This window comes from Mycoplasma sp. CB776 (assembly GCF_054343395.1).
This window is the reverse complement of record NZ_JBTGVD010000026.1, coordinates 1-16044: the sequence shown is the minus strand read 5'-3', so window position 1 is coordinate 16044 and position 16044 is coordinate 1. Positions and strand designations below refer to the sequence as shown.

Below are 16044 nucleotides of genomic sequence, written 5' to 3'. Positions count from 1 at the left end.
ATTTTTTTCTATCATTTTTTCAATTTCAATTCAAGATTCATCATTAATATTACTAGAATAAATAGTATTATTAATAAAAAGTTTGAAATCGTTTTTATAATGTTTTTCCTTTATGAAAGCAAAATTATATTTATTTTTTAAACAATATCTTTTTAATTGATTAAACATTGCTTTTGTATCTTCTTCTTTATTAAAATTATCTTTTTCTATTTTTATTAAGTAAATATTTTGGTTTTGAGTTCTGATTATATAATCAATATGTAAAAATTTTTTCTTATGAAGTGAATTATAATAAATTATTGAAAAATTAGAATAACCTTTATTTCCTACTCTATAAACATCTTTTATAAAATTTTGATTATTTTCACACCAAATTTCAAAATTCATTTCTGCTCTTGAACGCAGTTTTTCACTATCAATCATAGCTAATGAATAATTTTTATAAACATTTGTTGTTAATATTTTATTTTCTTTTTCATAGTTTATAAATGAATAATATTCTTCTTTAGGGATTTTGAATTCCACTTCTTTAACTTCTAAAAGGGAATTTTGTAATATTTTAGTTTCTTCAAATCTTTTGAATATTTCCAGTAATTTCTCAAAATTATTAATTATAAATGAATAGAATTCTTTATTATTTAAAGATAATATTTTTTTATCTTTTTTGCTTTTTAACCTAAATAATGAAGATTTTTTAAATAACTTATGCAAAATAGTTTCTTTTAAATCTTCATAGGAAAGATTAAGAGGGTTTTTTAATTGATCTATACTTTTCATTAAAATTCTTCCATGATTACTTGTGCTTACATCTACTTCATTAGTATGTTCACTAACATTTTCAAAAGGATTTTCCTGTAAATTATTAATCTTTCCTTGTAGAAAACTTGTAATTATTTTTTCATTTATTATAAAACCATTTTGTTTTAAAATTTCTTTATTTTTTTCAAATTCATTGATTTTAAGGTTATATTTTATTAAGAAATACTCTCTGATTTCTTCTAATAATGTTTTATTTTCATTGTAAGCATAATTTTTGTTTGGAATTTGTTTTAATAATGTAATATCCTTTGCACCTTCTCTTAAAAATAATTTTTCAGCTTCAAATCCACCTAATAAAATAGCTTCATTCTTAAACTTTTCATCATATGTAAATAAATAGGAATAATCTAATATTTCATTATTATAATGATGGACTTCTGGCATTCTTCTAATTCGTCCAAGTGTTTGAATTTCAAATTTTTCACTCATATTATCACGCAATTTAACTAAAATTTTTGCCCTTGGACAGTCTCAACCTGTTGCTATTGCTTGCTTGAATAATAAAAAAGAAACTTCATTATTATTTTTAACTATTTCATCAGGAACTAAATTGATTTTACTAAGTTTTTTTATTTTCTTAGTTCCTTCGGTTTCTAAATCTCTTTCTGAAAATCAAGAAGCTACTTTTCCATTTTCATAATTAAAACCTAAGTTATTTAAAATTTCTTCTACTTGTGAAATTAAATTATCATTTAAATTAGGAAATTGTATTAACACTAATGGATTAATGTCAAGATTTATTTTTTGATATTCTGTAATTATATTTTTTCTTATTTGATTTGAATTTTCAATTAAATATTTTGTTTCAAAAGATATATTATTGCCTTTATTTTTTTCAAGATCTTTATTTATAAAAATTCCTTTTGTTATTAATCCTTCTTCAATAACATCACTTTCACTAATAATTATTTCTTGATAATTATTTGATTTTTTTATAGGCGTTGCTGAAACTCTAATTTCACTTTTTGGAGAAATTGATTCAATAATAAAATTAGCTTTTATTGTGTTATTATTGTGCTCTTCATCTATAATAACTATAAAATTATAGTTTTTCAACTTAGCTTCGTTTATTCTATCAAAAAAATTATTTTTTTCTGTTTGTGCAATAGCAATATTCGTTTTATTTGTAATTTTTTCTCAATTTATAAAATATATTCCTTTATTTTCAAAACCATTTAGTAACACATCATCCAAATCTCCAGAAATCATTGCTGGAAAACTTTTTCTCATTTTATTAAAAGATTGCACTTCCAATTCCCCTTTTCCAGGTGTTAATCAAATGAAAATATAATTATCAGTATTTGAAATAAACTGATTAATATATTCAAATAAAATTATTGTTTTACCTGAACCGGTAGGTGCTTGTAAAATAATTTTATTTATTGCGCTGTCATCGATGGTTGAAAATGTTTTTTCAAATATTTTTTGAGCAGCTTTTACTTGAAATTCTTTTAGTTTCATAATTAATAACCTCTTATCTTTTTAAGTTCTTTAAAGTAATATTTGTAAGGGATTTTGAAAAGCGATATTTCTTTTTTTTCAATTTCTTTTTGTTGTTCTAAGTTTAACTCTACTTCTGTATTTATAAACAATTTTCCTTTATTTTTGATTATTTTTAAAGCAGTTTCTATTTCTTCTTCATTATTTATAAAATAAATTTTTTCATTGTTAATTTCATTTAAATACTCTAGTTCTGCAAGCAATTTAGAACTATTGATTAATATTTCTTCTATTTCAAAATCTTCTTTTTCTGCTTGTGCAAAATTTATAGTTTTAACTTCTAAATACTTTAAATTAAACTCTGAACCATTTGAATATTTTTCGCCATTATCTTTGAATCCTGTTATAACAGTTTTTATTCTTGAAAAAGTTATATTTCTAGATATGTTATTTTCATTATTTGTGCACAAAATAAATTGTCTTTTGCCATTATCCTCTTTATTTAATTCCATTACTGCTTGTGCAGTAGTTCCACTACCGGCAAAAAAATCTAAAACTATTGAATTTTTATTAAAAAATCTTAATATATATTTTATTAAACTAACAGGTTTTGGATTATTAAAGTTTTTATTAATCAATATTTTATTTATTTCTTTTATACCTTCTTTAGTATTTTCAATTACCGATTTCGCTACTTCCATTTCAGAATCTGATAAAAACCTTTTGAAACGTGGTGTTTTAGTTTCATCATCATAAAAATAAATTCGATTATTTTTTAAATGTTCTTCCATAGTTTTTAAGCTATATCTTCATCCTGTTTTTGGATTTTTACATTCTTTTTTTGTAATTGGATGAAGAATTTTATAATTATTTTTTTCGCTAAAAACAGGAGAAGAAGTATTATCTAAAGCAAAAACTTTAAAATTTCAATCTGTCTTTGTTAAATATTCTTTTTCAACTTTATTATAGTTTGAAATTCCTTTTAATTGGGGATTCTCTTTATAAAAAGATTTTAATAGTTGTTCTACTTCCGAAATTTCTAAATTTTCTTCTTTAGCATATTGAAGTAAATTTTGCACTTCTAAAAATCCTGGTTTAGTTATTTTAAAGAAATTTTTTCTTTCTAAAATTTCTCTATTTTTACTATAACACAAAATGTATTCATGATTAGTTGATGTTGTTTTAGAATTGTTTTTTGTTGAATTTTTAATTCAAATAAAATTTTCTATAAAATTAAATTCTCCAAAAATTTGGTCGCATAAAATTTTCAAATGAGCAAACTCATTTTCATCTATGCTAATTAAAATAACTCCATTATCTGCTAATAATTCGCGAGCTAATTTCAATCTCTTATTCATAAAAGATAATCATTTAGAATGCGGGAATTTATCATTTGCATCAACATAATTATCGTTATAAATAAAATCTTTATTTTTAGTGTTATAAGGTGGATCAATATAAATGACTTCGATTTTATTTTTATGAGTTTTCAAAAGTAAATTTAAGGTCAATAAGTTTTCACCTTCTATTAAAAAATTTAATGACTTTTCTTTAGAATTAATTATCTTATTTGCTTTATTTTCCTGCAAAAAAAGAATATTCGACTTTAAAACATTATCTACTTTTTCTTTTTGCTCTTCTCAAATTAAGCCGAATCTTTTTTGACTTACTTCTTTTAATAATAAATTCAGTTGAATTAATCTTTTTTCATCTCTAGTTTCGCTTTTTATTTCTTTTATTAATTCTACAAATTCTTCTTGTTTTGTTTTTGAATAATTACTCATTTTTACTTCCTTTTATTTTCTTTATTATAAATTAAATTTTACTATAAGTATTATTTTATTTATTTTAAAATCTAATAAAATAAAGGAGTATAATTAAAATATAACAATATTATTAAATAGGGAGAAACTATGTTTATACCAACACAAATAATAGATTTAATAAATAAAAATGGACCAGACTTACCGCTAATTTATATTAAAAAAGTTTTAAATGATTATAAATTTTATCAATATAAAGATGAAATAGAATTTTGAGAATGAAATTCTCTAAAAAGAGATTTATCCGATTATTTATCAGATATGATATTAAAAGCAGATTATAACAGAGAAAAAGTTGCTATCTTTTTTTCAACTTCATCTGATAATATAGGTTGATTTTCAGAATCAGTAATACCCGGAGATCCTATATGAGATAAAACTAAAATTTTTTCAGGAATTCTTAGTGGAGTTTTTGAAGGAATAAGTCAAATAATAGAAGCATCTAATTTTATAGATGAAAGAACAAGAGAAAAAGTATATGAAATTTCTTTTTTAATCTCAACTAATGGTGATTTAGACAAAATTAAAAACGATTTAAGTGACTTATTAAATATAATTGATAGTTTGCCTTTCTATCACAGAACAGGACCAAATGGACCAATAATGTATAATAAGATTAAAAATATGATCAATTCAATTAACTCAATAAAAGAAACTGCAATTAAAAGATATATAAACAAAATAAATGGAACAGAAAGAAAATTCATTGAATAATGAAAATCTATTTTGATAAAAAGAATGGTTATTTATTTTATACAGAAATAATTAATGAAAATAACAGTTTTTTAAAAGTTATAGCCAAATTTTTGATTTACCTTTATTTAATTATTTTTACCTTAATTTCTTTTTTTTATATTGATTTTATTTACAATAATTTGTTTTTTGGAATTGTCTATAACTTAATTTTTTTATTCAGTTATTTTAGTGGAATTATTTTATTTTTATTTTTCATTTTAGGTTTTTTAAGAACTTTAAACATTATTATTATCAAATTAATGCTTAAAAGAAATAAAAAATTTAGTAATTTTAAAATATTTATTTTAACTAAATATTACTTTTTTTTACATTTTAAATTTAAAAATGGGAGACAACTTTTATGAACAAAACAAAATACTTTATAAAAAGAGAAATAGAAAAAATAAGTGCAATTACTTCCTTTAAATATCTTATTATTAAAATCTTATTTTCTTTTCTAATTACAAGTTATTGTATTTTAATATCTTCTGCCTTATCACTAAATTTTTCTTTCATTTATGACAAAATTTCAAAATACTATCAAAACCAAGAAACAATTGAAAAAATTTTATTTTACTTAAAAATTTTATTTATTATTTTTTCCGTTTATTTTTCATTAAAACTAGTTAAGAATATTTCGGAATATTATTTACTATATTATTATAACAACTATTTTGTTATGAATTATTGTATGATATTTTTAATAATTATAAATATTTCTAAACTTAATTTTTTTAAAAGTTTTAAATTGATTCAAATTTATTTTAATTTTCAAAAAATTTCATTTATAATTGAAAAACTAAAAAATAAAAATTTAGTTATTATCAATGATCTAGCAGAATATATACTAACAAATGACTACTCCTTAATTAACAAAATAAGTTTAATATCCACAGTCCCTATTAATGAATTAAAATTAGAACAAAATTTTAATAAAATTCTATATAAAGATAATGAAACAATTCGAGGAATAATAAATAAAGTCAATATTGAAATTATCTTTAATAATGATACTATTAAAGAATTTCAAACAAAAAGTAATGGTTTTATAATTTCAAATAAATATTGAAATCTTTTTGAAAACATTTTTAATTTAATATATAAACAAAAAATTCAAAGTGAAAAAGAATCTTTTAAACTATTAAAAACCATTGATAATTTTATTTTTTCTATTGAATTTGAAAAAGATATTCTAGATGAAACTTTTAACAAACTCAAACTATCTAAAAATTATAAAAATACGGAAAATTTACAGGAAAATAACAAAAAAATGCTTTTAAAAACTTTAAATAATGCTGTATTTATTGAAAATAAATTAATTATTAAACAACTAATTGAAAATTTTTAATTTTGAATATTTAACCTAAAAATCATTTATAAAAAGCAATGAAGTTTTTCTTCATTGCATTTATTCTTTTATTTCTTTTCAGAATCAAGGGAGTGCAAAAGAATTAGGATCTTTAGCATTTGCTCTTGCTATTTGAGCACCAAAAGAACCTGTGTTCTTTAAGCTTAATGGATTTTCGTTATTTCAGTTAATACCAAAATAATTAAAATCTGTTGTATCATAACGGAACCCATCAGATCATGCTCCACCAGAACCAGATGTTCAAAGTGCTATAAAACTATTGTCGTCTGTAAATATTCCAGAACCAGAATTCCCTGTTCCAAAATATAAAGGTGCAAAATTAGGTGTTTGTGTAAATCTAACATTATCTCTACCTATTGTCGGTCTATGATTTACATATCCTGTTTTAGTTCCTCAAACAGGAAAACCTAAATGAGCTGTATCTCTAATTGTAGGAACAAACATTTCACTTTGTTTATAATTTGCATCAAATTTTAAATCAGGAATTTTAAAAAGATTTTCTAAATGTTTCGCAAGTCCCATTCTTCCATCTCTTTTTGTTTGTTTTAAAAGTGCTTTTAAATCAATAATAGTTACTGCTGCATCATATGCGGCTTTAGATGTACCATTTTTACCTATTTGACTTTTATCTCATCCACCAACTCATATAATTTTGGATGGAACTTTACTAAATCCAACATCATTTTCGGTGGCATTATATCTATATCCTGGATTAATATCATTTTTGTATTTATCACTTGCAATTAAGAAAGTTCTATTTATTTTAGGTTGATAAGGAAGGTTATCACCTGTAATTTGACTTAAACTACCTACTTCTCTATCTACGTGTTGATTTGTTAACACATAAAATCTAGCATCATTTGGATCATTATTAACTTTTCCTATAATTGAACCAGAAGCAAAATAATATTTACCTGCAATATCTGCAGCATACTTTACAACTCTTGATTTTACAGTATTCACAAGTTTTCAATCATATCATTCGTGTCTAATTCATTCTTTATCTGGTTTATATCCTTCATGAATTTTATAAATTACATTTTGATTTGGATTATAAACACTGTAATCTGAATCAATATTTTCATCATTATAATGTAAAATTGGTTGTTGCTGTAAATCATAATTTACATGTTCATAATTATATTGATTAGTTTTGTAATCGCTAAAATGTTCCTTTTGATTGCTATTTGTATATTTCATTACTATTTTTGCTGGTGCAAAATTTAAAATAAAAGCTCTTGAAGGAGAAAAGTTAACATCATTTGGTTGTGTATAAGTTGTATCAATAATAATTTTGTATTCAGGATTTTTTAGTTTTAAAGTAAAGGAAATTCCTGTATTTTCGTCATACTGAGCACTTAAAATATATTCCACTGGTGGCACTTGAATTCAAGTTCTTCCTTTTGGAAATTTATAACCACCAACAACACCTTCTTTAATAACTAATTTACCTATTACTAACTCTTCAAAATCAAAATCAAACTTAGGAACTTTAGATTCATTTCTTACTCTATCATCTTTGTCATTATCAACTGATAAAACATTTCCAAATAAAGTTAATTTAAAACTTCTGTTTTTTGCTCCTGATGCAAGAAAAGTTTTTTCAATATACTGTTTTTTTAGTACTCAAGATGCAACGTTGGTTTTAGGATCTAAAGTTCAAATTAAATCTTTTCAAAAAGGTTCTAATTCTCTTTCTCTTTCAACTTCATTTTCTGAATAAAAGACTGTATTTAGTTTGTTATTATCAAATGTAAGTTTATTAGTTCCTTCATTAGTGATAATCTTTTTAAATCCGCTAATTTTGTATCAAACATCACTGTTAATAACTGAATCATCTTTTTTATAAAAGGCAAATCTAACAAATGCGAAATCATCATTTGCATTTTGAATTTCTGAAATTTTAAAGCGATTTTTAGGTAAAGAAAAATTATTATATTCTATTTCATCGCCAGGATAGTTTAAAGTAACAATTCTATTTAATTCATCCAAATTATTTCTATAATAAGTTACATCATGTTCTTTTAATTGCTCTTTATTAACGTTGATATCTGATAAAGTTATTTTGTTTAAAATAACTGCAGGATAAAGTTCCTGTTGATAATCATTTACAACATTATCTAACACATATTCCTGTTCATTAGTAAATCTTTTGGTATTATCTAAAATATTAATAAATCCAATTTTAAATGATAATGATCACTTATTTATTTGTTTTATATCATAAAAATAATAAAAGTATTTAGTTAATAAATCATTTAAGTTTGCAGTACTTTTAACAATTCCACTTTTAGTAATTAATTTAGCATCTAAAGGTACAAATCAGTCATTATCATAACTTTGTCCAACTAAAGCAGAATCATCAGTTGCATTTGCTAATTTGAAAAAGTAATTCATTTTTTCTAGATGATTTTGGAAAAGAAAATCTTTTATATTAAATGCTCTATACAAGGTAACATCTCCTTGTCTAACTGCTTTTCCTTGAACTTTTCTATGTTGAAAATTAGTTTCATTAATTTTATTGATTTCTGTTTTGAAATTTTCTTCTATTTCACTGTAATTTCCTTTAAAATCGGCTGCTGTAAATTGTTTACCATTGATTGGTTTTATTGCTTCATAAGTAAAATGTCTAAAGAAATCAACTGTTTTTATATATCTTGATTTATTTTCAGGTAAAGGTGCTTTTTGTCCATCTATTTTGTATCAAAAGAAAACATTTGCGTCTCCACCTCTAGCAGTGTCTCTAATTTGTTTTATATTATTATAACTTTCAACATTTTCTACATAAATTTCATATCTACCATATTTAGGTAAAATATAAGAATTTTCAATTGCTATTTTTGCATCTTTTGAATAATAGTCTGTGTGAGTTTTTCTTACACCATCTTTAAATTGAAATTCTTCTAATAAATCACCAACCGGTCCATTTAAAAGTTGTAAAATTTTGTTTTTGTTTACTTCATCATCTTTTTCGGTGTTTTCATTTTCAAATTCTACTGCTTTTAAAGAAGTGAGATTAAAATTTTTTATAACTTGCTTATTAAATAAAATATTTACTGTTGCTTGCAATTTATTTGTGTTATTTTCTAAACTAAAATTAGGCACTATATCATAACTAAAGAAATTCGAAATACCCTGTTTTTTCTTTATTAAATACTTTTTATATGTTTCATTTTCAAGAAATTCTCTAAATTTAATTTTAGATAATTCAAAGTAGTTAATATCGTAAATTTCATCTAAATTTGCAATAGATATATTATTTATAATAGGTGTAATATTTTTAGCAGAAAAATCAATTTCTTTTCTTATTGTTGTGTGCAAATTAGAATCAGTTTTTGCAACAGCATCTATTGTTACAACAAGAATATTTCTATTATCTTCTTTTAGTTGTAAATTGGAAATTGTGTAATCGATAAAATCTGTATCTAATGCTCCAAAATATAAATTTGCATTTTTTAAGTTAATAGAACCAGAGTATAAATATTGTTTTAAATCAAACTTTTCTGTATTAGAATTTAATTGAAAATTACTTAAATTTGCATTTGCTTCTCTATTGAAAATAGTTTGCAAATCATCATTTGTTGTATCGGTTGCATTTTTTATTTCATTTAATTTTGAAATAAATTGATCTGCTTTATCTATTGATTTAGTGAGATCAAAAATATCTACATCTAACAATTCATTATTTTTAATAAATGAATCAAGTTTTATTTTTTCTTTTAAAAAATTAAATTGTTTTTGTCCTGATAAACTATTGTTTGAAATTCCATTTTCAAATTCTAAAATTAGTGTTTTTAAATTTTCTATTTTAGAAAAAAGTTGTTCTAAAGCATTTTTAAAATTATCTATTTCTTGCTTAGTTTTTATTAATTTTACATTTTGAATTAACTCTTTTTTAAAATTATTTTCAATTTTAGAATTATTTAAATATTCGATTAATTTCTCTTTTGAAATATCGAAATCATTTTTTAGAGAATTGATTTTATTTAATAATTGTTCATAATCTTCAATAGTTTTAATTTCGTTATTTCTGTTGATAAAAAATTGTTTTTGATCATCTGTTAAAAAAGCAAATTCTTTTATTTCTTCCGTAAATTTGGTTTTCTTATAATGTAAATAGGACTCATTTAAATTTTTTGATTTTATATAATTTTTAAAATTTAATGATAAATAATCAATATGATTTTGCAAATCATCTACTGTCTTAAAAGATAAGATTTTCTCTTCAGAAAACCCTTGTTCTATAGTATTTGAAAAAGTGGATCAATCTTCAATTCTTAAAGATCAATTTTCTTTGTAAAAAGAGAAATCATCCAATAGTTCTTTAATATTTTTATCAACTTTTTCTAACTTATTATAGTATTCTTGATAATCAAAATTTTCCTTATTAAATTCAAATTTAAAATTCTTATTGCTAAATTTATAAATGGAAGGATTACTGAAATTTGTATCATTTATTTTTGTAGCAAAATTAGTAATTTCACTATTTAATTTTTTATTTTCATCATCAATTATAGGTAAATTTTGAATTATACTTTTTAGTTCATTAGTTTTTTCTTTAAAGTTAAAATTTTCAAACTTGGTTTTTAAAATTTCTTTAAAGATTTCATCCTTAAAATTAATAATTTTATTATTTTTATTAAATAATATTTCTTTTTTGACAGAAAAAAGATGATTTAACTCTTCAAAAGACATTTGGGCAAATTTATTATATTCATTAACAAAAGATTTAAGTTCATTGATTTGCTCTTCTCTTTTATTTAAATCTTTTTCTTTTGTATTTAAAAATCAACTATAAAAATTTCTTAAGGGTTCATCTATTTTATAATTGGGTTGTTTAAGAATAAAACTTTTTAAATTTAGATTTTGTTCATTATATTTTCTATTGTAATCTTTAGTTTCAATATTGTTATTATTATATAAAATAAGTGATGTTGCAGTTCCTATTAGAATACTTGAACCAATAAGAGAAGTGCTTATTCAAAAAATTGCTGCTTTCTTTTTTTTATTTTTTTCCATATTTCCCTTATTTTTTAGATAAATTTAGTTTATATATAGTTGTATTATTGTTTTCATCTGTAACTAAAATTTTAAATACAGATTTAATTTTTGTATTGTTTTTAATGTTAACTTCAGATAAAACTTCCTTAATTTGAATTCTTAAATTTTCTTGATTAGGAACCAAAATGTTTAGTTGTTCCAAATTAGGTAATTCGATATCATAACTAGTTTTAAAAGAATTAAAATTCTCGATAGGTTTATTATTTATTAAAACAGATTTTAAAAAACTTGAATTAGAATTTTGAGTTAAAATTTTTAAACTATTTTTTACTCAAAATTGAAAATCTGTAATTCCTATCATTGAATCACCACCATTTGCTGTTTTAGCTGAATCTCATGAAAATTTAAATCATCTTGTATTAATAGGATCAAAATTAAAAATGGTTTGATTAGACACATTAACTCCATAAAGTGGGTTTGCTGGAGTTATATCAAATTGACTTCCCTTGTTTTTATCTAAATTTGTAACTTCTGTTCAATTTTCCCCATCGTTAGAATAAGAAAAATAAAAGGTTTCTGGTAATGTGCTTCCGCCCCAACCATTTTTAAATCAATTAATTCTAATTTGAGAAATAGATTTTCTTTCATCTCATTTAAAAACGATTGTTCTGTCTGAAATGGAAGTATGTCTATTGTGGATATCTCTATTGTCTCATCTAGATTCTATACCTTGATCACTATCAAGCATCTTTCAAAAATCATAATTTGCTTGATTAAAAATTTTTGTTGATTTGTCATAATCAATTTCTTTTCTGGCACTTAATTCATCAATAGCAGGTAAAACACTTCTTACGTATTCATCTCCATCTACTTGAGTTCTTGTATAAATTGTTAATTGAGTAGTTAAGGATGGATAATCTTTAATATGTCCTTGAATTGTTGTGGAGTAATCAATGAGTATTTTTTCTTCAAAATCAGTGTCTCAAACAACTTCTTTTTCAAAACTAAAATCTGTATTATTTATAATTAAAACAGTTTTTGGTAAATCTTGTTTAGTAATAACTTTTCCTTTATTAAAATAAAGAATTGGTTCTTGAACAATAAAATTAGTTTCTCTACTAACATCATTTACTGTTTCTTTTATTTTAAAAATATCTGAATTTACCTTTGTGTAAATTCCTTCTTTAAAATTTGGATTAGGATTTTTAGGTGGAAATTTTTCTGAATTTATGTCGTCATTGTTGTTGTTGGAATTACATGAAACAACAATCAAAGATGTTGATAATGTTGCTAGTAATAAAGGAAAAAAGATTTTTTTATATTTTTTATTCATAAATATTCCTAGTTATTTAAATCTATAAAATTGGTTCGTTCTTGTTCGGAAATTCTTTTCATTTTAAATCTTGAATTTTTAATATAGTGACTAATTCTTTGGCAGTGATGAGACATTCTTTCTATTGTTCTAAGTAGAACGCTATAATCGAAATCTTTTTCTAGTTGTTTTCTACCTTCTTCTGTTTTTAATCTTTCAACATTGGATTTTGCAAATTCTAAAGTTAAAATATTTAAATTATTAGACATTTTATCGATAAATTCACTACGTTCTTTTGTTTGTTCTTCAAGTTGAGCAGCGGCATTTTTGATTAAAACAAGCACTAAAGAAACAAGTTCTTTAATTTCTGTAACAATTTCTGGTTCTATGTCAAAGAAAAGTTCGTTTTTTGAGTCATAAATTTTATTTAATTCAATAATTACACTTCGACCTAAACCCATAATTTTATCAATAGAACGGGAAGATAAAATTAAAGATAAATGTGTTTTGGCTTCATTTTTAGTTAAATTATTAGAACTTATTTGAACTAAATAATTGTAAATTAAAGTTCTAGTGTTATCAATTACTTCTTCAAGTTCAGAATATCTTCTAAGTAATTTTGTATCACCAGTTTCAATATATTTATTTAACAATTCAATTCCTGCTTCTGAAATTTTAGCTTGTGAAAATAAAGCATTTTTCGCAGCTTTTAAAGCTAAAGAAGCATTTTGTCCTATTAATTCTTCTGGAAGATAAATATCAAATTCGGCTCCAGCCCTTTTCTCTTTGATAAGAAAATTTACTAACTTTTCTAAATATTTTATTAATCAGAAAAATATAGAAACTAAAATGAAATTAAAAAGTAAATGTGCAATTGATAATTGAAGAGCTTTTTGATTTGGAACAATTAACTGAATAAAATCTGAATAAAAGGTAAAAGGTGATAAGAATGGCAATAAAATTAAGGAAATTGTAAAGTTAGTGAATCCTCAAATTAATGCTATTTTTTTAGAATTATTATTTTTTGATGTAAATGAAACAATCAATCCTGTTATTGTTGTACCTAAATTAGCACCAAAAACAAGAGCAATCGCTGAAGGCAGTTGTAATAAGGAATTTGATTCATTGAAAACAACTTGATATAAAGTAACTGTTGCGCTTGATGATTGCAATAAACCAGTTAAAACAAAGGAAAATAGAAAAGATAATCAAGGATTAATTCCTGCAATTCTTAAAGTTTCTTTAAAGAAATCTTCCTTTACTATTTGCTTTGCTGCACCTGACATTATTTTTAAAGAAAAGAATACCATTCCTATCGAAACTAAAATTAAAAAGATATTTACAGCTTTTTCTTTTTTTGTTAAAAGGGAACCAAAAACTCCAAGAAACATAAAAAGAACAAAGTATTCAGTAAATTGAAAACTCGATTGAAATGAAACAATCAGTGAAGTAGTAGCGGTACCAATATTTGCTCCTAAAAGAAAAGCAATTGCAACCCTTAGTCCAATAAATTTGGCAGCTAATAACCCCATAATTAGAGCAATTGCACCATCTGAAGACTGAATTAAAGTGGTAATAAGTACACCTACCATAAGTGCGACAAAATTATTTTTGGAAATAACTTTAATTATTTTTTTAAATTTACTATCTCCAATATTTTTTAATGTAGTTGATAGTTTTTTAGTTGCAAAAATAAACAAAGACAAACTGGCTAATGCAAATATAATTGCTAAAGTAGTTGTTTCAAAAATCATATATTAGGAAATTAATTAAAATTTATTAAATATATTTCCTAGTCCTCCCATTCCATTTTTTGACATTTCTTTCATTCTTTTTGAAAGCATTTCAAATTCAGTTAAAAGTTTGTTATAATCTTGAACACTCTTGCCACAACCTTTTAAAATTCTATTTTTTCTTGATGGCATTTTTAACAATTTAGGATTCTTCCTTTCTTCCATAGTCATTGAAGAAATGATAATTTCATATAATTTAATTTTTTCATCAACTCCTTCAACTTGAGAAAGATCAATATTTTTAGGTAAACCTGGTATTAGTTTTATTAATTTAGAAAATTTTCCCATTTTTTTCATTTGGTGTAATGAATTTAGTAAATCATCTAAATTGAAATTACCAGCAAGCATTCTTTTACCTAATTTTTCTGCTTTTTCTTTATCAATAACTTCTTCTGCTTTTTCAATTAAAGATAAAACATCTCCCATTCCTAAAATTCTATCTGCCATTCTATCAGGATGGAATAAATCAAAATTATTAGTTTTTTCACCTGTTCCTATAAAAACAATAGGTAAGTTTAATAATTTTGTTAATGAAAATGCAGCACCACCTCTAGCATCTGAGTCTAATTTAGTTATAATGGAACCTGTTAATTTTAAATAATCATTAAATGTTTGGGCAACATTAATAATATCTTGTCCAGATAAGGCGTCTGCAACAAAAAATATTTCATTTGGTTTTGCTATTGCTTTAACATCAACAAGTTCGTTCATTAAATTTTCATCAATAGATAAACGTCCAGCTGTATCTATAACTATAAAATCATAATATTCATCCTTAGCTTTCTGAATTCCGTTTTTTACTATATTTTGAACATTAGTATCATTTTCAAAATAAACATCAACATTCAATTGTTTACCAAGAACTTTTAATTGTTCTATAGCAGCAGGACGATAAATATCTGCAGCAATCATTAGTGGTTTTTTAATCATTTTTTTTCTTAAAAAATAACTAACTAATTTTGCTGTAGAAGTAGTTTTACCAGATCCTTGTAATCCAGTCATCATTATGATTGTTCTTGTTTGATCTAATTTTATTTCTTTTGTTTTTCCACCAAGGATTTTAGTTAATTCATCATTAACAATTTTAATCATTTGTTGTCCTGGATTTAATTTACCAATTATTTCAGAACCAATTGCTTTTTCTTTAACTTCTTTAATAAAATCTTTTACAACAAGCAAGTTAACGTCAGCTTCTAAAAGTGCTAATTTAATTTCTCTTGTAATTTCTAATAAATCTTCTTCTTTTAAAATTGTTTTTGAGCTAGCTTTTTGCATAGCTTTTTGTAATCTTTTCCCTAAAAAATCTAACATATTGCTTAATTATATAATAATTAATACCGTTTTTAGTAATATTGATAAAATATTTTAAAATTTTATTTTTTATTTGTTTTTTTAATCAAAAATTCATATTTTCAAAATTAAATGTTTTCTTTTAAGAATGATAAAATATTCAAAATATCTGTTTTATGTTTTGTTGAACATAAAGCAAATATTTTTACTACAGTCATGAAAACTGTAACTATTTCTTTATTTAAAATTAGTTTTAATTCTGTTAAATGTTTAGAAGTTTGACCAAGTAATAACATAGAATTGCTAAATAATGAAATAGGAATATTTAAATAAACCATTGGTTGGAAACCGGATGCGTATTGTTGTTTTTGAATTGATATTTCAATATTAATTCCATTATCAAAAGAATGTAAAAAAGTAGGTAAAGGAAGTGTAATAAATTTTGTGTAAAAATTTCTCAAT

Annotated in this window: 9 protein-coding genes; 2 read left to right on the top strand and 7 right to left on the bottom strand. The window is 22.8% G+C overall.

Annotated elements, in window-relative coordinates:
• Positions 1-2280: DEAD/DEAH box helicase family protein (locus ACXX86_RS03465; RefSeq protein ID WP_458561149.1), on the bottom strand; the 2280-nt coding region annotated here is incomplete at its 3' end.
• Between the two features lie 2 nt (positions 2281-2282).
• Positions 2283-4043, bottom strand: a complete 1761-nt coding sequence (locus ACXX86_RS03460; protein WP_436358415.1) for a site-specific DNA-methyltransferase — start codon at positions 4041-4043, stop codon at positions 2283-2285.
• A 129-nt stretch (positions 4044-4172) separates the two neighbouring features.
• Between ACXX86_RS03460 and ACXX86_RS03455 the strand changes: the two genes are divergently transcribed.
• A complete protein-coding gene (locus tag ACXX86_RS03455) occupies positions 4173-4796 on the top strand; it encodes a hypothetical protein (RefSeq protein ID WP_436358416.1) in 624 nt (207 codons plus the stop codon).
• Between the two features lie 769 nt (positions 4797-5565).
• Positions 5566-6165: a hypothetical protein gene (locus tag ACXX86_RS03450; protein ID WP_458561148.1), complete on the top strand. Its 600-nt coding sequence runs from the start codon at positions 5566-5568 to the stop codon at positions 6163-6165.
• 60 nt (positions 6166-6225) lie between these two features.
• On the opposite strand, the gene ACXX86_RS03445 is transcribed toward ACXX86_RS03450, so the two are convergent.
• From ACXX86_RS03445 to ACXX86_RS03425, 5 genes are all read right to left on the bottom strand, one after another.
• Positions 6226-11205: an MGA_1079 family surface serine endopeptidase gene (locus ACXX86_RS03445; RefSeq protein WP_458561147.1), complete on the bottom strand. Its 4980-nt coding sequence runs from the start codon at positions 11203-11205 to the stop codon at positions 6226-6228.
• A 7-nt stretch (positions 11206-11212) separates the two neighbouring features.
• Positions 11213-12520 carry a discoidin domain-containing protein gene (locus ACXX86_RS03440; RefSeq protein ID WP_458561146.1) on the bottom strand — a complete coding sequence of 436 codons (1308 nt, stop codon included), beginning with the start codon at positions 12518-12520 and terminating at the stop codon, positions 11213-11215.
• Positions 12521-12528: 8 nt separating this feature from the next.
• Positions 12529-14253, bottom strand: coding sequence for a Na/Pi cotransporter family protein (locus ACXX86_RS03435; protein WP_458561145.1), 1725 nt, complete (start codon positions 14251-14253; stop codon positions 12529-12531).
• A 15-nt stretch (positions 14254-14268) separates the two neighbouring features.
• Positions 14269-15603, bottom strand: coding sequence for a signal recognition particle protein (gene ffh, locus ACXX86_RS03430; protein WP_458561144.1), 1335 nt, complete (start codon positions 15601-15603; stop codon positions 14269-14271).
• Between the two features lie 107 nt (positions 15604-15710).
• A partial coding sequence (locus tag ACXX86_RS03425; protein ID WP_458561143.1) for a R.Pab1 family restriction endonuclease occupies positions 15711-16044 on the bottom strand: 334 nt, incomplete at its 5' end.